Origin of the sequence: Rhodococcus sp. 06-1460-1B, assembly GCF_002258475.1 — a bacterium.
Lineage (GTDB): Bacteria > Actinomycetota > Actinomycetes > Mycobacteriales > Mycobacteriaceae > Rhodococcoides > Rhodococcoides fascians.
Genome location: NZ_NOYS01000041.1, coordinates 223,868 through 241,688, shown reverse-complemented (window position 1 = coordinate 241,688; position 17,821 = coordinate 223,868). Strand labels below are relative to the sequence as shown.

Sequence of the window (17,821 nt, the reverse complement as noted above, 5' to 3'; positions counted from 1 at the left end):
TACTGTCTCGTAGTTCTTCGACCCGCGGGCATCCGAGAGTCGAGTCGGGGTGGGCCGGTCGGGCGGCCGTGTAGCAGGCGGGGGCGTGTCGTGCGCTTCGATGTTCGGACGTTCGTCGTCGGTCTTGCCGTGTCTCTGCTGACGGGACAGCTCGTCGGGACAGCGTCGGCGGACGTCGTCGTCGACAACCCCGTCCACTACGTCGCTCTGGGCGACTCCAGGGCTGCCGGGCCCGCGTGGTTGTCCTATGCCGGCGGAGACGGTTGTGGACGATCCGACGCGGCGTATCCGGCCATGATCGCGAGCGCACTGCACCCTGTGTCCTTCGCCGGCGTGGCGTGCAGTGGGGCGACGAGCGCACACGTCGTGTCCACGCCGCAGAGCACGTACACGCCACTGCCTCGTCGTGTCCCGGTTCAGATCGATGCGCTGCGGCCTCATGCGACGCTGGTGACCCTCTCGATAGGCGGCAACGACCTGAATTGGGCGCAGTTGATCGGGCCGTGCCTGCAACCTGTGCCGCAGGAAGATCCTCGGTGCCGGAACAACCCCGTGGTCCTCCAGGAGATCGATCAGAGGCTCGGGCAGCTGGGGCCGGTGTTGGACGGGGTACTCGACGCCATTACGCAGCGTTCACCACTCGCCGTCGTCGTGCTGGTCGGTCACGGTGGTTACTTCGACCATCAGGGCTGTTTCCCGGACTCGAATCTGCACGGTGCCGACGCGGCGTTCGTGCAGGATTTCTTCGTCCGGTTCGATTCCGTGCTTCGAGACAGTGCCGTCAGGCATGGGGCGACGTTCGTCGATGTGGCGGGGCCGGCCGTCGGCCACGACGCATGCGCACCGATTTCCGAGCGCTGGTTCACGGGCTCGATGACGTTCGGTCCGACACCGTTCTTGCATCCGACCCCGCTGGGCAGCGCTGCGATGGCGGGATTGGTGCTCGACGCAATCGGTCGGTGATGTCGCGTCGTCGGTGACAATGCGCGGGGACAACGCCCGGTGACACATCCTGTTGAACAAACGATCATCTGCGTACCGGTCGGCCCGGTAGATTGACGGGTTATATCGTGAACCGACGATCCGAGCGCTGGATCTGCCCCTGCAACTTCCATACGGAGTGTGAATGTCGTTCGAGATCGTCGACCTCCCCGAAACGTGGGTCGCCGGTCTCCCCGTTCGCAGTCCCAAACGAGCACTCGGGCGGTTGAACGATCCTGCCCTCAACCAGGCGTGGTCCGCAGTGCTCAATCAGGAGACTGCCGGACCGCTTGCGTCGATCTACACGGACTTCGCCCCTGGAATCGGATCGTACAATACACAGATAGTCGGTTACCAGTGCTCGTCGCTCGGGCAGGTGACGCGTGGGCATTTGATCGCAAAAGTGCCGTCTGCAAAATATGCCCGATTCTCCGCGGTGGGTTATTTTCCCGACGTTCTCACTCGATTGTGGAATCAGATCGATCACGCCGAGGAGAACGGGGAGATAGTGCGATCGTTCACCGGTGATTACGAGTGCTACCCGCACGCCTACAAAGTCGACCTGTATTTGGCCATCACGCAGCCCGGCGGTTCGTGATGAGCTTTCGGATCACCGCGCGCAGTGCCGAATTGTTCGGTGGGTTGGTGGCACCGCGGGTGGAGCCCGGTGCCGAGGCCAGTTGCAGCGAATGGATGGGATTCCTCCGAGATCGTGTGCGCGAGAAGAACATCGACGCCACGGAGGTGACCACCGTGTATGTCCCCGATGCGCACGGCACCGTCAATGCACTCGTCGGTGTCCCGCTGGACTCGCCGAGTGACGTCGCTGTGGGAGATGTGTTCGTATCCATACCGACTGGTGTGTTTGCAGTGTTCGTGCCCAGTGGTGGTCTCGCGGATCCGATCGAAGACGTCTGGGCGCAAGTCGACGAGTGCGTTCGATCCGGGACGCTATTCCGTGCTTACGCCGAGGAAGTAGAAGTCGTTACGAATGCTGGAGAAGTGGAACTTTTCGTTTCGATCGTTTTGTAAACGAGGTCTTCTTCATGTTTTTGTCACTTTCGAATCACAAAATCGCCGACGAACCGGTTACTATTGGCAAGCGCTGACAAGCCCGTATAGGGAACGTGAATTCGAGTTCGTGGGTTCAGCACCCGGGAGCCAGCGCGGACCACAAGGTGTCGATGTCATCGCACGATCGACTGAGCAGGGGTGTAGCAACATGGTGAGACAACTCAGGGCAGAAGCCACTCGCGCGGCGGCGCTGCGCGCTGCAGCAGATCTCTTCCTCGACGTCGGGCATGCCAATGCCACGCTGAGTCAGGTGTCGGCGCAGTCCGGCGTGACCAAGGGCGCGCTGTACTTCCATTTCGCGTCCAAGGAAGAACTCGCTCGCGCCATCGTCGACGAAGGTCACGAGCGCGTGTCCACGGCCTGCGCGGGGCTGGTGGACAGCCGCAGCCCAGCCCTCGAGTCCGTCATCGGAATCTCGTACTCGGTTCTCGAACTGGCAGCGTCGGATCCGCTCGTTCGTGTGATGTACCGGTTGCAGATGGAGATCGACGGGTCCGACACCGCTCGCGGAAGCGTGTTCGGCACCTGGGGCAACATCTTCGAGCATCTTTTCGAGCGGGCCATCGAGCACGGCGACGTCGCCGACCACCTGGACGCCGGCAACGCGGCACTGCTGGTGTGCGAAATGCTGGCCGGGGTTCTGATGGTGTCCGAGGCGCAGTCGCGTCTGGAGGATGCGCCGTCTCGTATGGAGAAGGTGTGGAACACCGTGCTGCCGTCGTTGGTGCCTGCCGACAAGCTGGCTTACTTCCGAGAATTCGCAGCTCGCAGCCTCTCGAGCTTCGTGCGCGAGAACATCGATTCGAGCTCGGTCACCGTCTGACGTTCTCGTCGCCCGGGGTGCTTGCTGCGCGCCGACGTGAGGCGCACACTATGTGACATGGAACACAGAATGTCGGACAACGAGCTCCGGAAAGCGATCGGCACTCTGCAGCACCGCGCGGACGACGCGCGAAAGCGAGGTGCCGACGACGAGGCGACGCGTATCGAGAACACCGTCGCCGATTACCGAGACGAGATGTCGCAGAGATTGTGACGGCCCTGTCGGTCGTCACCGCGTAGGGTCGAAATCGACCTGACACGTGGCAACCGGTGGGGGAACAAGCTTCGATGGCTACATACGATCTGCGCGGCAAGAAGACGTTGATCACGGGAGCGGGCAGCGGAATCGGCCGGGCGACGGCCATCGCGGCTGCAGCTGTGGGAGCTGAACTGTTCCTGACCGACATCAATGCCTCCGGGCTTGCCGAGACCGTGGACCTGGTCGGTCGAGCGGGCGGCACGGTCAGTCACTCCTTGCCCTTCGACGTCTCCGATTTCGACGCGGTCACCGCCTTCGCGGACGATATTCACGCTGAGTTCGGCAGCCTCGACGTCGTGATGAACGTCGCGGGCATCTCGGCGTGGGGCACCGTCGAGAATCTGGAGCATCGGCATTGGAAGTCCATGGTCGATGTCAATCTCATGGGTCCCATCCATGTCATCGAGAAATTCCTCCCGCCGATGATCGAGGCGGGCCGCGGTGGGCATCTGGTCAACGTCTCGTCCGCGGCGGGATTGATTCCTCTGCCTTGGCACGCTGCGTACAGCGCCAGCAAGTACGGCCTTCGTGGCGTGTCCGAAGTTCTTCGATACGACCTCAAACGTCACGGAATCGGCGTCAGCCTCGTCGTACCCGGTGGGGTCAAGACCGGCCTGGTGCAGACGCTGCAGATCGCCGGTATCGATCGAGACGATCCTCGGGTGCAGAAGCTGCAGCACCGGTTCGAGAAGCGTGCTGTCGAACCGTCGGTCGTGGCCGATGCGATTCTCGCCGGTATCGCCAAACGCAAGTACCTCGTGTACTCCTCCAACGACATTCGCTTCGGTTACTGGATCTCGCGAAAGTTCGCGCCACCGTACGAGTTCGTGCTGCAACGAGCGAACGATCAGTTCTCCAAACTGCTCGAGCCGCGTCGCACCGACGGGGCGTCGAAGTCGACGTCCAGTGTGCGGGCACCGGGGCCGGAGTAGGAGAGCCGGTCGTGCGGGTTGGCCAGAGCGCAGCCGGCCAACGACAGACAACCACAGCCGATGCACCCGGTCAGATCGTCCCGTAAGCGAACCAACTGCTCGATACGCGAGTCCAGTTCGCGATGCCACCGCGTCGACAGCCTGGCCCAGTCCTCGCGGGTGGGCGTTCGCTCGTCCGGAAGTTCGCTCAACGCCTGACGGATGGTCGCGAGAGGGATTCCCACCTTCTGCGAGATACGAATGAACGCCACTCTGCGCAAAGTCTCGCGGTGAAACCTGCGCTGGTTGCCCGATGTTCGTCGACTGCTGATCAAGCCCTGCTTCTCGTAGAAATGCAACGCGGACACGGCGACGCCGCTGCGCTCCGACAGCTGGCCTGGAGTCAGTTCACGGACGTTCCACTCGGGCATCGGCACGACCTCGACATTACTTCAGGTCCGGATGCCAGCGCTGAACGACGAATGGGTTTACCGTTCGTTCATGAGCGTCGACTCCGCTGCGGGCCCGTTGGGAGCCAATTCCGAGGTAGGTGTGCTCCGCACTGTGATGCTGCACCGCCCGGGCGACGAGCTGCGGCGCCTGACTCCGAGAAACAACGACCAATTGCTGTTCGACGGATTGCCGTGGGTGGACCGGGCACAGGACGAGCACGATGCGTTCGCGGAGCTGCTGCGCAGCCGCGGCGTGACGGTGCTGCTGCTGGGCGAACTCCTCACCGAAGCGATGACGGTCAGCGGTGCCGCTCGGATGCAGGGCATCTCGGCTGCCGTCGACGCTCGGCGGCTCGGACGGGCTCTCGCCGAGGATCTCGCCCAGTACCTGCGCGGTATCCCGGCAGCCGAACTGGCTCAGATCCTGATGGCGGGCATGACGTTCGACGAGTTGCTCGAAGCCGAGTCCGGTGAGGCCGAGCCCAGTGGTGCCTCGCTGGTTCGCCGCATGCATCACGGGGGCGACTTCGTCATCGATCCGCTGCCCAATCTGCTGTTCACCCGTGACTCGTCGTTCTGGATCGACAACCGAGTGGCGATCACCTCCCTCGCCTTGCCTGCGCGAGTACGGGAAACGTCGCTGACCGACTTGATCTACGCATTCCATCCCATGTTCAAAGGCGTGCGACGTGCGTACGAATCCCGTACCGCTCCGGTCGAAGGCGGTGACGTGTTGCTGCTCGCTCCTGGAGTGGTCGCGGTGGGTGTGGGGGAGCGCACCACCCCTGCGGGCGCAGAAGCGTTGGCACGCAGTCTCTTCGAGGACGATCTGGCGCACAGCGTGTTGGTGGTGCCGATCGCGCAGGAGCGTGCGTCCATGCATCTGGACACCGTCTGCACCATGGTCGACACCGACGCGGTCGTGATGTATCCGGCTATTCAGGACACGTTGTCCGCGTTCACGATTCACCGCGAGGATGCGGGCGTCAGTATTCGCGGTGCCGACCCGTTCCTCGAAGCCGCCGCCGATGCGATGGGAATCGGCAAACTCCGGTTGATCGACACCGGACTCGATCATGTGACCGCCGAACGCGAGCAATGGGACGACGGCAACAACACCCTCGCGATCTCCCCGGGGGTGGTCGTTGCCTACGAGCGCAACGTCGAGACCAATGCGCGGCTCGAGGCGTCGGGCATCGAGGTGTTGCGAATCTCCGGGTCCGAGTTGGGCTCGGGCCGGGGTGGCCCTCGGTGTATGTCGTGCCCGGTGTCTCGCGAAAGGCTTTGACGGACAGGCGTTTCTACAGGACGGCGAGGACCTTGTCGGCGGGGCGCGCCAACACGGTTCCCTTGTCGGTGACCACGATCGGGCGTTCGATCAGAATGGGGTGCGCCGCCATCGCCGCGATCAAGGTCTCGTCGTCGGCCTCCGCCAGTTCGAGTTCTTTGTAGATGCTCTCGCGGGTTCGAACAGCCTGACGTGGTGCGAGTCCCGCGTCGGCGAGCAGCGTGCGGAGTTCGTCTTCGGTCGGCGGCGTCTCGAGGTACTTGACGACCTGGGGGACGATGCCTGCATCCTCGATCATCTTCAGAACGGTGCGGGAGGTGTTGCAGCGTGGGTTGTGATAGATGGTTGCGGCCCGGGTCATGTTTGCAATCCTGTCACGCGGGTAGCCAACGCGACAGATCACGCCAGGAACGGGAGTAGTCGCATGACCGACAAGCGCATTGTCATTGCAGGTGGGCACGGCCAGATCGCCCAACATCTCACGCAGGTTCTCACGGCGCACGGTGACCGCGCTGTGTCGCTCATCCGCAACAGCGATCACGTCGATGCCGTCACGGCCCTCGGTGCGCTGCCGCAGGTCATCGATCTGGAGTCTGCGTCCGTCGACGAGTTGGCCGACGTTCTCTCCGGTGCCGACGCAGTGGTGTTCGCGGCCGGTGCAGGTCCCAACAGCGGTCCCGAGCGCAAGGACACCGTCGACCGGGCCGGTGCGGTGTTGTTGGCCGATGCCGCCGAGAAGGCCGGCGTTCGCCGCTACGTGCTGATCAGTTCCTTCGGGGCCGGTGAGCCGGTCGCGGACGACCTCGACGAGGGATGGAAAGCATACATCCGGGCCAAAACTGCTGCGGAAGAAGATGTTTCGTCCCGCGCGGGCTTGGACTGGACCGTTCTCCGTCCCGGCAAGCTGACCGACGAGGATGCGACGGATTCGGTTTCGCTCACCGAGCCTCCACTCGACCCGGGCGAGGTGACCCGTGCCGACGTGGCAGCGGTCGTCGCCCGTCTGATCGACACCGGCAGTGCTATCGGCAAAACGCTGATGCTCACGTCCGGATCGACGTCCATCGCCGACGCTGTCGACGCTGTTCGATGAGGCGATCGTGCGCGTAAGCATCGATCCGTCGAACACGACCCCGGTGTTCGAGCAATTGCGGATGCAGATTCTGGGATTGGTGCGGTCCGGGGATCTCATCGCTGGCACAAAGATCCCCACGGTTCGCGGGCTTGCCGAAGAGTTGAAGATCGCGCCGAACACGGTGGCGAAGACCTACCGGGAGCTCGAACAGCAGGGAATCATCGAGACGCGGGGTAGGTCCGGATCGTTCGTGGCGTCCGGCGGTGATCCGTCACGAGATATTGCAGCCAGGGCCGCAACGGAATTCGTCCGGGCCGTCAGATCTATCGGTCTCGACGACGACCAGGCGCGAACGTTTCTCGAAGCTGCTCTGAAAGGGGCAGGCGACCGGTAAGTTGACGCTTCAACCTCCTTCTGTCAGGGTGGTGCTGCCCATTCAGCCGCGCCAGAAGGATGCCTATCAATGAACTCAACACTCGTCCGTGACGCCGTCGCCCTCGTAGCCCGTATCGGCCTGGGAGTCGTCTTCATCGCCCACGGGTGGCAGAAGCTCAACACCTTCGGCCTCGACGGCACTGCTGCCAGCTTCGAGGCGATGAACATTCCGGTACCCACGGCGTCTGCCTACTTCGCAACGTTCGTCGAGCTCATCGGCGGCGGCGCATTGGTCCTCGGCATCTTCACTCCGATCGCCGGTCTGCTGCTGTTCGCCGATATGTTGGGAGCTGCATTCCTCGTCCACTTCGAGAACGGGGTGTTCGCCACCGAAAACGGCTACGAGCTCGTCGTCGCTCTCGGCGTCGGCGCACTGATGCTCGCGGCGTTCGGTGCCGGTCGCATCAGCATCGACGGAATCACCAAGGGCAAGACCGCAATTCTGCAGTAGTCGGTAGCGAGCCGAGTGGGGCGCTCAGCGCCAACTCGGTAACCACAATTGTTCCTGCCACATCTGCGGGGTGATCGGCATCGCGGTGAGGATCGGCCACAGCCACACGAAGTTGGCGATCACCACCGCGATGTACAGGCACACCAGAAGCAGTCCGGTGCCGCGTCTCTCGGCCGAGGCGCTCGCTTTTCCGATGATGTCGCCCAGTACCAGCGCGAAGCCCATCACCATGAACGGCGTGAGCGCCACCGCATAGAAGTAGTACATCTGCCGGTCGAGGGTCGCGAACCAGGGCAACAGTGCGGCACCGTAACCGACGAGAACCGTGGCGTAGCGCCAATCTCGTCGTACGAGAACGGACCACAGCGTCCAGGCGAGCATCGGCAAGGCCAACCACCACATCGCGGGCGTGCCGATCAGCATGATCGCCTTCACGCACGACGACGCCGAGCACCCCGAGACGCTCTCGCCGTCGGCGAAGTAGTACAGCATGGGGCGTAGGCCCATCGGCCACGTCCACGGCTTGGATTCCCACGGGTGCCGATTGCCTGCCGAATTGGTCAGTCCCTCATGGAAATCGAGCACACTGCCGCTGTAGTACCAGAGCGACCGCAGGGCGCCGGGGACGAAGGAGAACGGTCCGCCGAATCCGATTCCGTTGCCCACCTCGTGTCGGTCGACACCGGTCTCGGAGGTGAACCACGCCCAGTACGTCATCAGGTACACGGCGATCGGAACGATCACCAGCGCGTACAGCGCGGGTCCGATGTCGCGCACCGCAGTTCCCCGCCACGGTCGGCGAACCCCGTACGAGCGACGAGCAGCCAGGTCGAACGCCACGCTCAGCAAGCCGAAGAACGCGATGAAATACAGACCCGACCACTTGGTGCCACATGCGAGACCCAGCATGACGCCGGCCCCGAAACGCCACCACCGCACACCCATTCGCGGGCCGAGATCGCTGACGTCCATGCGGCCCTCGGCTCGCACCGTCCACAGTCGCTTTCGCACGTCGTCGCGGTCGACGACCAGGCAACCCAGAGCAGCGGTGACGAACAACGCCAGAAAGATGTCCAGCATGCCGATGCGGCTGCTGACGAACGTCACACCGTCGACGATGAGCAGAATGCCTGCGATCGCACCGATGAGCGTCGAGTGGGTGAGGCGTCGGACGATGCGAATCACCAGCAGTACCAACAGCGTTCCGGCGACCGCGGACGAAAAACGCCATCCCCAACCGTTGTAGCCGAACAACGCCTCGCCGACGGCGATCAGCTGCTTGCCGACCGGCGGGTGCACCACCAGTCCGTAGGCCGGATTGTCCTCGAGCCCGCCGCCGGTGAGCACCTGATAACCCTGCGGTGCGTAGTGCTTCTCGTCGAACACCGGCGTTCCGGCGTCGGTGGGGTACCGCAACATCGTGAAGCGGGTGATCGCACAGATGGCGGTGACGACGAGGGTGACGATCCAGCCGCGTCGTACATCGGTGTCGTGGAACCAGTCGCGCGCGGCAACAGTGGGCCCGGGACTGACCATCGACCGGTCGCCGGAGCGCTCAGAGGTCAGCAAGGTCACGTACCGATCGTAGGCGGTGTTCCGGAGTGGGCGGCAGGCCGCTGCACCGCATGGGAGACACTGGAGACATGCTCATCCTTGCTGCCACCCCGATGGGCGACGTCGGAGATGCCTCGCAGCGCCTGCGTGATGCCCTCGGTAGTGCCGATGTCGTGGCCGCCGAAGACACCCGACGCACCAAACAACTGGCGTCCTCCCTCGGCGTGACGATCGGGGGCAGGGTCGTCAGTTTCTACGACCAGGTCGAAACGGCGCGGCTACCCGCACTGGTCGAGGCCGTCGCCGAGGGAAAGACCGTACTGCTGGTGACCGACGCGGGCATGCCGTCGGTGAGCGATCCGGGCTACCGGTTGGTCGCGGCCTGCGTCGACGCCGACCTGCCGGTGACCTGCCTGCCCGGACCGTCGGCCGTCACGACCGCCCTCGCACTGTCGGGGCTGCCGGTGGAGCGCTTCTGCTTCGACGGATTCGCCCCGCGCAAGCAGGGACAGCGGCGCACGTATTTCCAGTCGGTGCTCGCCGAACCGCGTGCCATCGTCTTCTTCGAGGCCCCGCATCGGCTCGTCGCATGTCTCGAGGACGCGGTGCACGTTCTCGGCCCCGACCGCCGCGCTGCGGTGTGCCGAGAGCTCACCAAGACCTACGAGGAGGTCCGCCGCGGCGGACTGGGGGAGCTGCTCGACTGGGCACGTGACGGAGTCCGCGGTGAGATCACCGTCGTACTCGAAGGAGCGGTCGCCGTCGCCGAGGAGCCCGAGGATCTCGTGGCCGAGGTGGAATCGCTCGTGGCGTCGGGCATGCGATTGAAGGACGCCTGCGCTCAGGTGGCCGTCGCAGGCGTGTCCAAGCGCGAGGTGTACGAGGCCGTTCTCGCCGCCCGCAAGGATCAGTGACGCTCAGCCCACCACGTGCTGGCGTAGCCCTTCGGTCGCTGCCTCGAGAATGGTCTTGGTGCCCTTCTTGACGAGGAAGCCGGGCAGGGGAGCCTTCGGGTCGACGGTCAGCTCGAATTCGACGTGCGTCCCGTTGCCCTTGGGCGTCAACGTGTATCGGCCTTCCTGGGCCTTCTGCTGGGTGCTCTCCACCAAGCTCCACGACACCTCGTTCTCGCTCCAGGTGTACTGGACCAGCTGCTCGTCGTTGATACCGATGATCGAGACCTTCATCTTGACGTGGTTCGGCCGACCGTCGTCGAAGCGGTCGACCACCTCGCACTTCTTGTGCACGGGAGACCACGAGGGGATGCCTTCGACGTCGGCGAGGACGTCGAGAATTGTCGCTGCGTCCGCCTCGATGTCGACGGACTTGTTCACTGTGACTGCCATGGGGAGAAGGTATCTCAGCTTTCTGTACTGGGGCTGACGTTACGGGCGAACTCGCCGATGGCGCGTAGTGCGCGACGCGCTTCGGGAACGAAATCGGCGGCCTGGAACACGTGCACCTGATCCTCGAAGACCTGGAGTTCGCAGTCGACGCCGGCGACGGCGAGGCGCTCCGCCATGAGTTCGGCGTCGGCATAGACCATTTCGGTCGATCCGACCTGGATCAGCACCGGCGGCAGGCCGGCGAGATCACCGTCGACCGGTGAGACCCGTGGGCCGCGTTCACCTTCGATGACGATGCGTGCGTCGACCCGATCGGCGAGGGCGGTCAGTGCGGGAACGGCGTTGGACGGAAACACCGAACACTTCTTGGCGTTCTCGTGGGTGAGCTTGCCGGTGGGATCCATGTCGGTCAGCGGCGACATCGTGAAGATGCCGGCAGGTGCCGGAAGGCCGACGGTACGCAGAGCCAAGGTGACCATGAAAGCGAGATATCCGCCCGCCGAATCCCCGCCCATGATGATCTGGTCCGGGCGATAGCCGGAATCGAGGAGGAAGCGGTAGGCGTCGACCCCGTCCTCGACGGCGTGTGCGATCGGGTTACGCGGCATCATGCGGTAATTCACCGACAGGACTGCGCCGTCGACGCTCTTGGAGACGCGTGACGTCATCCGCCGATGAGTCCGCAGTCCACAGCACACGAAGGCGCCGCCGTGCATGTACAGAACGACACGATCGGTTCCGCTGCCCTCGGCCCGAATCCATTCGGCCTCGCATTCGGAGAGCATGACGCGACTGCGGGTGGTGCCGCTGATCTGGGGGACGAGCAGACCCGCGTAATCGACCAAACCCATCGGCCACGGCAGCGACGGTGCCTGCGCCCACACCGTCAGGAACGGGCGCACGGTGAACTGCAGGTACTTGGACAGGATCTGCGACTGCAGGCTTGCTCCGCGGATATCGCGGCGGCGCGCAGTGGCTGCCGCGTCGGACGTTTTCACTACGGTGAGCGCCGGATTCATAGCCGTCGCCTCCATCCCCGTTGGCTGTTGCAGGGCGCGTGTGCGCCGTGCGTCGGATCCCCGTTCTGTTTGGAACCCCTGGTAACGGACAATAGCGGGTGGGATTTCGTGAGCGCACGTAAGGTCGTGTTCTGAGTCACATTCGGTGCCGTACCGTGACATAAAACAAATGGAAAAAGGACAGCTCATGGCACTCATGCCCATCACCGAATCGATGTTTCTGATCGCCGAATCGCGGGAGCACCCGATGCACGTGGGCGGACTGGAGTTGTTCGTACCGCCCGGCGATCCGCACGAGTTCGCACAGGAAGTGCATCGCAAGTTCACCACTGGTGAAGTGCACGAGCTGTTCCGCAAGCGGCCGGCCCGCCCGGTGCAGATCATGGGAACTCTCGCGTGGGCTTTCGATCAGGACGTCGACTTCGAGTACCACGTCAGGCGCGCTGTCTTGCCCTCGCCGGGACGCATCCGCGAGCTGTTCCAGTTTCTCTCGCTCAATCACAGTGCCCCGCTCGATCGCTACCGGCCGATGTGGGAACTGCACATCATCGAGGGTCTGGCCGACGGCCGAGTTGCGTTGTACACCAAGGTGCATCACTCGCTGGTCGACGGCGTCAGCGCGCTGAAGCTCATGCAGCGCACACTCTCGACGGACCCCGAGGATCGCAGTGGAGTGGCGACCTGGGACCCGTCGTTGTTCGGTCGCGGCAGAAAGAAGGTCGACAAGGCCGAGCCCGGGCGGCTGGCGCAACTGGGCAGCGGCCTGTCCATGGGACGCAAGATTGCCGGCGACCTGGTGGACTTCGCCCCTGCCTCCGCGCGAATAGGGTTGCGCGCGTTGAAGAAAGAAGGCGCACAGCTACCGCTGCGGGCACCGCGGACAATGTTCAACGTGCCCATCGGCGGCGCTCGACGCTTCGCGGCGGAGAGCTGGTCGATCGAGCGTATTCGTAAGGTCGGTACCGCTCTCGATGCAACGCTGAACGACATGGTGCTCGCGATGTGCGCCGGTGCGTTGCGTGCCTACCTCATCGATCAGAACGCGCTCCCCGAGGAGCCACTGATCGCCATGGTGCCGGTCTCGCTGCGCAAGGAGGGTGACAGCAAGGACGCCGGTAACTCCGTGACGACCATTCTGTGCAACCTGGGGACCGACGAATCCGATCCGCTGCTCCGCCTCGAACGCATCAAGGAGTCCACCGTCCGAGGCAAGCAGATGATGGGGGAGCTCAACACCCTCGAGGCGCTTGCCGTCGGTGCAATCACCATGGCCCCGTTGTTGTTCGGGCCGGTGCCGGGATTCGTCGACTACACCCCGCCGCCGTTCAACGTGATCATCTCCAACGTGCCGGGTTCCAAGGAAGACCTCTACTGGAACGGCGCGAAACTCGACGGCATCTATCCGGCGTCCATCGTGTGCGACGGACAAGCGCTGAACATCACCGTCGCCAGCAACGGCGATTCGTTGAACTTCGGGCTCATCGGGTGCCGACGCAGTGTGCCGCACCTGCAGCGGATGCTCACGCATCTGGAGAACACGTTGGAGGAGCTCGAAAAGGCGGCGTAGAGCGGCTTCGCCGCATGTGAGTGGAACCTCGTAGTGGGCTACGAAGTTCCACTCACATGGGCCTACTTCTCTTCGTACTTCGGGAACACCGGCGTCGGGGCCGGGAGAGCGGTGCCGGGAACCGAACGTGTTGCGATGTCGGCGAATTCGCGGTTCGACGCCCCGAGCAGGTCGAGAATGCGCGACGCGGAATCGGGCATGACGGGCTGGGCCAGGATGCTCACGATGCGCAACACCTCGATCGTCACGTACAGCACCGTGGCCATGCGATCGGGGTCGGTCTTGCGCAGCACCCATGGCTGCTGCAGCGAGAAGTAGCGGTTGGTCTCGCCGAGTACCGACCAGATCGCTTCGAGTGCGGAATGGATTGCCTGCACGTCGAATTCGCGTCGGCAGATCTCCAGCAGCGCGTCCGCGCGGGCCAGCATCGCCTCGTCCTCGGCGGTGAAGTCACCCGGTGTCGGGAGCTGTCCTTCGAGGTTCTTCGCCACCATCGTCAGCGAACGCTGCGCGAGGTTGCCCAGTTCGTTGGACAGGTCGGCATTGACGCGGGCGACGATCGCCTCGTGGCTGTAGCTGCCGTCCTGCCCGAACGAGACCTCGCGGAGGAAGAAGAAGCGCACCGGATCGAGGCCGTAGTTCTCCACCAACGAGTCGGGGGTCAGCACGTTGCCCAAGGACTTGGACATCTTCTCGCCCTTGACGTTCAAGAAACCGTGTACGAACACCCGCTTGGGTAGTTCGATGCCGGCAGACATCAAGAAGGCGGGCCAGTAGACGGTGTGAAATCTCGTGATGTCCTTGCCGACGATGTGCAGATCGGCCGGCCAGAACTTCCGGTACGACTCCGACTCGGTGTCGGGATAGCCCGCGCCGGTGAGGTAGTTGGTCAGCGCGTCGACCCACACGTACATCACGTGCGCGGGATCGCCGGGTACCGGCACACCCCAGTCGAATGTGGTCCGAGAGATCGACAGGTCGCGCAGACCGCCCTTGACGAAGTTCACGATCTCGTTGCGGCGCGTGTTCGGCGCGATGAAATCGGGCGACGCGTCGTACATCTCGAGCAGTTTGTCCTGGTACTGCGAGAGCCGGAAGAAGTACGACGACTCCTCGGTCCACTGGACGGGTGTGTTCGACTCGGTCGCGACGCGGGACCCGTCCTCGGTCAGGGTGGTCTCGGCCTCGGTGTAGAACGCCTCGTCGCGGACCGAGTACCAGCCGGAGTAGGAGTCGAGGTAGATGTCGCCGTTCGCCTCCATCCGCTTCCACAGTTCCTGGCTGGCGGCATGGTGGTCGGCATCGGTGGTGCGGATGAAGCGGCCGTAGGAGCTCTGCAGCAGATCGTGCGCCGCCTGGAAGGCGTCGGAATTGCGCGCCGCGAGCTCGCGGACGTCGATGCCCTCGTTCTGCGCGGTCTGCTGCATCTTGAGGCCGTGCTCGTCGGTTCCCGTCAGAAAACGCACGTCGTAGCCATCGAGGCGCTTGAAGCGCGCGATCGTGTCGGTGGCGATGTATTCGTACGCGTGCCCGATGTGGGGTGCTCCGTTGGGGTACGCGATTGCCGTGGTGACGTAGAAGGGTGGCCGTGAGGCATCAGCTGGCGCAGTCATGGTGCGCCTACTCTATCCAGCGTGAGTAGAGAACGTCCCGCGCCACCGCTGCCCGATGCCGTCGGCACCCTCGTCGACGCCCACACCCACCTCGATGCCTGCGGAGCGACCGATGCCGCGAGCGTGGCCGCGATCGTCGATCGCGCCGAGTCGGTGGGGGTCACCCGGGTGGTCACGATCGCCGACGACCTCGACGCCGCGCGCTTCGCCGTCGACGCTGCATCCTGGGATCCACGGGTGTGGGCGGCGGTCGCGATCCATCCCACCCGCGCGAACGTGCTCGACGACGCAGCGAAGGCCGAGATCGAACGACTCGCGGCCGATCCCCGCGTCGTCGCCATCGGCGAAACGGGTCTGGACTACTACTGGCCCGGCAAGCTCGACGACTGTGCGACGGTCCCGGAGCAGCACGAGGGATTTCGCTGGCACATCGATCTCGCCAAGCGCCTCGGGAAGCCGCTGATGATCCACAACCGCGAGGCCGACGAGGATCTGCTCGCGGTCCTGGTCGCCGAGGGCGCTCCGGAGACGGTCATCTTCCACTGCTTCTCCGGCGGGCCCGAGACCGCCAAGGCCTGCGTCGACGCCGGTTACGTTCTCAGCTTCTCGGGGACGGTCAGTTTCAAGAACGCCCATGCGCTGCGTGAGGCCGCAGTGCTGGTGCCCGACGAGTTGGCGCTGGTGGAAACGGATGCTCCGTTTCTCACGCCGCATCCGTTTCGCGGTGCACCCAACGAGCCGTACTGCCTGCCGTACACCGCCCGGGCGCTGGCCGAGGTTCGTGGCCAGGACCCGGCCGAACTGGCGGCGCATGCCACGGCGAATGCCGAGCGGGTGTACGGGCTCTAGCTCCTTGGGTTGCGGCGGAGGTACTAATTCGTTACCGTACCGTGACCGAACTCGGGCGTTTCGACCCCGAAGTCACGCTTGCAACCGCCAGGAATACGAAACTTGTCGACTATCAGACGCCTCAACTCCGCTCGTTCGACCACGCTCTACCTGGTCATCGCGGCCCTGTTGATGACGCTGGTCGCCGGGGGCGTGATGGCGGTGAGCCGTCACAAAACCGTGACCATCGACGTCGACGGCGACATGATTTCGCTGAGCACGATGAAGACCGACGTCAACAGCGCTCTCGTCGATGCCGGCTACACGCCGTCGGACAAGGATCTGGTCGTTCCCGCGCCCGACTCCGGGCTGAGTGACGGCGACACCGTCGTGCTGCGCCGCGCTCGCGAGATCACCCTGAACGTCGACGGCAAGCCGGAGGAGATCTGGACCACCGCGTTGACCGTCGAGGAAGCTCTGCAGCAGACGGGCCTCGCCGAGGACGTTCACGTGTCGGCGTCTCGCTCCGAGCGGTTGCCCCTCGACGGCACCGAACTGGACGTGGCCCTGCCCAAGCAGGTCTCGCTGGTCGACGGAGGCAGTCCGGCAACGCCGGTGACGCTCGCCGCTCCGACCGTGCGCGAATTCCTCGAAGCAGCGGGCAAGCCGTTGGAAGAGGCCGACACCGTGTCGCCGGATCCGGATGCCGCCGTCACCGACGGTGCCGAGATCGTCGTGACGCGCGACCGGACCGTCACCAAGACCGAGACCACCGACACCGATGCCCCGGAACAGCGCATCGAGGATCCGACGATGAACATGAGCAAGACCGTCGTCGAGAACCCCGGCGCTCCCGGCGTCTCCGACATCACCTGGAAGATCAACATGGTCAACGGGGTCGAGGCCGGACGCGAGAAGATCGACGAAGTGGTCAAGGTGCCGGCGCAGCCGAAGACCGTTCGAGTCGGAGCCAAGCCCGGCACCGAGGTCCCACCCGTGGAGAACGGTGCGATCTGGGATGCGCTTGCTCAATGCGAGGCAACCGGCAACTGGGCCATCAACACCGGCAACGGTTTCTACGGCGGCGTGCAATTCGACCAGAACACCTGGGAACGCCAGGGCGGCCTGAAATACGCACCGCGCGCCGACCTCGCCACCCGCGAAGAACAGATCGCCATCGCATCGGTGACGCAGAAGTCGCAGGGCTGGGGCGCGTGGCCGGCATGCACCTCGCGTCTGGGTTACCGCTAGTTCCCGTAGAGTTCCCGCCGTGTCCGAACATGTGAGGGGAGCTGCGGCTCTGCTCGGTCCTGCCGAAGTCCGCTCTCTCGCTGCCGAGCTCGACGTGCGTCCCACCAAACAACTCGGCCAGAACTTCGTGCACGACGCCAACACCGTGCGACGCATCGTCGCCTCCGCCGGTGTCGGACCTCAGGACACCGTCCTCGAAGTCGGTCCCGGCCTCGGATCGTTGACTCTCGCTCTGCTCGATGTGGCCGACGCCGTTGTCGCGGTCGAGATCGACCCCAAGCTCGCGACCCGGTTGCCCATCACGGTGGCCGACCGCGCCCCCACCCTTGCCGAACGGTTGACGGTCATCGAAGCCGACGCGTTGCGCGTACGGGCCGAGGACATTCCGGGACACCCGACGGCGTTGGTGGCGAACCTGCCGTACAACGTCGCGGTGCCTGTGCTGATCCACCTGTTCTCGGAGCTGCCCAGCCTTCGAGTGGCCGTGGTGATGGTCCAGGCCGAGGTTGCCGATCGCCTCGCCGCGGTACCGGGAAGCAAGATCTACGGCATTCCCAGCGTCAAGGCCCGATTCTTCGGTGACGTCAAACGGGCCGGGGCAGTTGGCCGTTCGGTGTTCTGGCCGGTTCCCAAAGTGGAATCGGGGCTGGTGCGCATCGATCGATACGCCGAGCCACCGTGGCCGACCGACACTGCACACCGGAAGTCGGTATTCGCCGTCATCGATGCCGCATTCGCCCAGCGCCGCAAGACCTTACGAGCAGCCCTCGCGGGGTGGGCCGGTTCACCCGTCGCCGCGGAGCGCAGACTTCGCGAGGCCGGAATCGATCCCACGGCCCGCGGCGAAACGATCGACGCTGCAGCGTTCGTTCGTCTGGCGGCTACCGAGGCCTGA

The 17,821-nt window shown here is 64.3% G+C and carries 21 protein-coding genes; 15 read left to right on the top strand and 6 right to left on the bottom strand.

Annotated features, from left to right (window positions below):
• Positions 1–90: 90 nt before the first annotated feature.
• The 6 genes from CH268_RS24040 (at position 91) to CH268_RS24020 (ending at position 4,068) form a co-directional block, all read left to right on the top strand.
• Complete coding sequence (locus CH268_RS24040; protein WP_176458044.1) at positions 91–963, top strand: SGNH/GDSL hydrolase family protein; 873 nt, start codon at positions 91–93, stop codon at positions 961–963.
• A 163-nt stretch (positions 964–1,126) separates the two neighbouring features.
• Complete coding sequence (locus CH268_RS24035; protein WP_027496057.1) at positions 1,127–1,579, top strand: GyrI-like domain-containing protein; 453 nt, start codon at positions 1,127–1,129, stop codon at positions 1,577–1,579.
• Positions 1,580–1,695: 116 nt separating this feature from the next.
• Complete coding sequence (locus CH268_RS24030; RefSeq protein ID WP_228139163.1) at positions 1,696–2,013, top strand: GyrI-like domain-containing protein; 318 nt, start codon at positions 1,696–1,698, stop codon at positions 2,011–2,013.
• Positions 2,014–2,203: 190 nt separating this feature from the next.
• Entirely contained in the window at positions 2,204–2,878 is a 675-nt protein-coding gene (locus CH268_RS24025) for a ScbR family autoregulator-binding transcription factor (RefSeq protein ID WP_027496059.1), read from the top strand.
• Positions 2,879–2,935: 57 nt separating this feature from the next.
• Positions 2,936–3,091: a hypothetical protein gene (locus tag CH268_RS28005; protein WP_167329154.1), complete on the top strand. Its 156-nt coding sequence runs from the start codon at positions 2,936–2,938 to the stop codon at positions 3,089–3,091.
• A 74-nt stretch (positions 3,092–3,165) separates the two neighbouring features.
• The gene (locus CH268_RS24020) at positions 3,166–4,068 is read left to right on the top strand and encodes an SDR family oxidoreductase (RefSeq protein WP_032371544.1); all 903 of its coding nucleotides are present in this window, start codon (positions 3,166–3,168) and stop codon (positions 4,066–4,068) included.
• On the opposite strand, the gene soxR is transcribed toward CH268_RS24020, so the two are convergent.
• Positions 3,984–4,484 carry a redox-sensitive transcriptional activator SoxR gene (gene soxR, locus CH268_RS24015; RefSeq protein WP_027496060.1) on the bottom strand — a complete coding sequence of 167 codons (501 nt, stop codon included), beginning with the start codon at positions 4,482–4,484 and terminating at the stop codon, positions 3,984–3,986. The two genes, CH268_RS24020 and soxR, sit on opposite strands and share 85 nt — an antisense overlap.
• A gap of 64 nt (positions 4,485–4,548) precedes the next feature.
• Between soxR and CH268_RS24010 the strand changes: the two genes are divergently transcribed.
• Positions 4,549–5,787 (top strand): arginine deiminase, encoded by a 1,239-nt coding sequence (locus CH268_RS24010; protein WP_027496061.1) that lies wholly within the window; start codon positions 4,549–4,551, stop codon positions 5,785–5,787.
• A 13-nt stretch (positions 5,788–5,800) separates the two neighbouring features.
• Here CH268_RS24010 and arsC read toward each other — a convergent pair whose 3' ends face one another.
• On the bottom strand, positions 5,801–6,148 hold the full coding sequence (arsC, locus tag CH268_RS24005) for an arsenate reductase (glutaredoxin) (protein ID WP_094666095.1): 348 nt from the start codon (positions 6,146–6,148) through the stop codon (positions 5,801–5,803).
• A gap of 63 nt (positions 6,149–6,211) precedes the next feature.
• Between arsC and CH268_RS24000 the strand changes: the two genes are divergently transcribed.
• The 3 genes from CH268_RS24000 (at position 6,212) to CH268_RS23990 (ending at position 7,748) form a co-directional block, all read left to right on the top strand.
• Positions 6,212–6,880 (top strand): SDR family oxidoreductase, encoded by a 669-nt coding sequence (locus CH268_RS24000; protein ID WP_027496063.1) that lies wholly within the window; start codon positions 6,212–6,214, stop codon positions 6,878–6,880.
• A 7-nt stretch (positions 6,881–6,887) separates the two neighbouring features.
• Positions 6,888–7,256 (top strand): GntR family transcriptional regulator, encoded by a 369-nt coding sequence (locus CH268_RS23995; protein ID WP_094666094.1) that lies wholly within the window; start codon positions 6,888–6,890, stop codon positions 7,254–7,256.
• A gap of 69 nt (positions 7,257–7,325) precedes the next feature.
• Positions 7,326–7,748, top strand: a complete 423-nt coding sequence (locus tag CH268_RS23990) for a DoxX family protein (protein ID WP_027496065.1) — start codon at positions 7,326–7,328, stop codon at positions 7,746–7,748.
• A gap of 24 nt (positions 7,749–7,772) precedes the next feature.
• Here CH268_RS23990 and CH268_RS23985 read toward each other — a convergent pair whose 3' ends face one another.
• On the bottom strand, positions 7,773–9,284 hold the full coding sequence (locus tag CH268_RS23985) for a dolichyl-phosphate-mannose--protein mannosyltransferase (protein ID WP_094666205.1): 1,512 nt from the start codon (positions 9,282–9,284) through the stop codon (positions 7,773–7,775).
• A 107-nt stretch (positions 9,285–9,391) separates the two neighbouring features.
• Between CH268_RS23985 and rsmI the strand changes: the two genes are divergently transcribed.
• Entirely contained in the window at positions 9,392–10,216 is an 825-nt protein-coding gene (gene rsmI, locus CH268_RS23980) for a 16S rRNA (cytidine(1402)-2'-O)-methyltransferase (protein ID WP_027496067.1), read from the top strand.
• A 3-nt stretch (positions 10,217–10,219) separates the two neighbouring features.
• Here the strand turns inward: rsmI and CH268_RS23975 are convergent, their stop codons facing one another.
• Together CH268_RS23975 and CH268_RS23970 are read right to left on the bottom strand one after the other, a co-directional pair.
• Complete coding sequence (locus CH268_RS23975; RefSeq protein ID WP_027496068.1) at positions 10,220–10,648, bottom strand: SRPBCC family protein; 429 nt, start codon at positions 10,646–10,648, stop codon at positions 10,220–10,222.
• 14 nt (positions 10,649–10,662) lie between these two features.
• A complete protein-coding gene (locus CH268_RS23970; protein ID WP_048319455.1) occupies positions 10,663–11,667 on the bottom strand; it encodes an alpha/beta hydrolase in 1,005 nt (334 codons plus the stop codon).
• A 187-nt stretch (positions 11,668–11,854) separates the two neighbouring features.
• Here CH268_RS23970 and CH268_RS23965 point away from each other — a divergent pair, with 187 nt between their 5' ends.
• A complete protein-coding gene (locus tag CH268_RS23965) occupies positions 11,855–13,234 on the top strand; it encodes a WS/DGAT/MGAT family O-acyltransferase (protein ID WP_027496070.1) in 1,380 nt (459 codons plus the stop codon).
• Positions 13,235–13,296: 62 nt separating this feature from the next.
• Here CH268_RS23965 and metG read toward each other — a convergent pair whose 3' ends face one another.
• The gene (gene metG, locus CH268_RS23960; RefSeq protein WP_094666093.1) at positions 13,297–14,847 is read right to left on the bottom strand and encodes a methionine--tRNA ligase; all 1,551 of its coding nucleotides are present in this window, start codon (positions 14,845–14,847) and stop codon (positions 13,297–13,299) included.
• Positions 14,848–14,868: 21 nt separating this feature from the next.
• On the opposite strand from metG, the gene CH268_RS23955 reads away from it, so the two are divergent.
• The 3 genes from CH268_RS23955 (at position 14,869) to rsmA (ending at position 17,821) form a co-directional block, all read left to right on the top strand.
• Positions 14,869–15,696, top strand: coding sequence for a TatD family hydrolase (locus CH268_RS23955; RefSeq protein WP_094666092.1), 828 nt, complete (start codon positions 14,869–14,871; stop codon positions 15,694–15,696).
• A 102-nt stretch (positions 15,697–15,798) separates the two neighbouring features.
• Entirely contained in the window at positions 15,799–16,926 is a 1,128-nt protein-coding gene (locus CH268_RS23950; RefSeq protein WP_027496073.1) for a resuscitation-promoting factor, read from the top strand.
• A gap of 19 nt (positions 16,927–16,945) precedes the next feature.
• On the top strand, positions 16,946–17,821 hold the full coding sequence (gene rsmA / locus CH268_RS23945) for a 16S rRNA (adenine(1518)-N(6)/adenine(1519)-N(6))-dimethyltransferase RsmA (protein ID WP_032364124.1): 876 nt from the start codon (positions 16,946–16,948) through the stop codon (positions 17,819–17,821).

Coding starts and splice junctions, on each gene's coding strand:
- CH268_RS23990 (WP_027496065.1), top strand. CDS start 7,326: ATGAACTCAACACTCGTCCGTGACGCCGTCGCCCTCGTAGCCCGTATC.
- arsC (WP_094666095.1), bottom strand. CDS start 6,148: ATGACCCGGGCCGCAACCATCTATCACAACCCACGCTGCAACACCTCC.
- CH268_RS23975 (WP_027496068.1), bottom strand. CDS start 10,648: ATGGCAGTCACAGTGAACAAGTCCGTCGACATCGAGGCGGACGCAGCG.
- CH268_RS24000 (WP_027496063.1), top strand. CDS start 6,212: ATGACCGACAAGCGCATTGTCATTGCAGGTGGGCACGGCCAGATCGCC.
- CH268_RS24010 (WP_027496061.1), top strand. CDS start 4,549: ATGAGCGTCGACTCCGCTGCGGGCCCGTTGGGAGCCAATTCCGAGGTA.
- metG (WP_094666093.1), bottom strand. CDS start 14,847: ATGACTGCGCCAGCTGATGCCTCACGGCCACCCTTCTACGTCACCACG.
- CH268_RS23970 (WP_048319455.1), bottom strand. CDS start 11,667: ATGAATCCGGCGCTCACCGTAGTGAAAACGTCCGACGCGGCAGCCACT.
- CH268_RS28005 (WP_167329154.1), top strand. CDS start 2,936: ATGGAACACAGAATGTCGGACAACGAGCTCCGGAAAGCGATCGGCACT.
- rsmI (WP_027496067.1), top strand. CDS start 9,392: ATGCTCATCCTTGCTGCCACCCCGATGGGCGACGTCGGAGATGCCTCG.
- CH268_RS24020 (WP_032371544.1), top strand. CDS start 3,166: ATGGCTACATACGATCTGCGCGGCAAGAAGACGTTGATCACGGGAGCG.
- CH268_RS24035 (WP_027496057.1), top strand. CDS start 1,127: ATGTCGTTCGAGATCGTCGACCTCCCCGAAACGTGGGTCGCCGGTCTC.
- CH268_RS23985 (WP_094666205.1), bottom strand. CDS start 9,284: ATGGTCAGTCCCGGGCCCACTGTTGCCGCGCGCGACTGGTTCCACGAC.
- CH268_RS23965 (WP_027496070.1), top strand. CDS start 11,855: ATGGCACTCATGCCCATCACCGAATCGATGTTTCTGATCGCCGAATCG.
- CH268_RS24025 (WP_027496059.1), top strand. CDS start 2,204: ATGGTGAGACAACTCAGGGCAGAAGCCACTCGCGCGGCGGCGCTGCGC.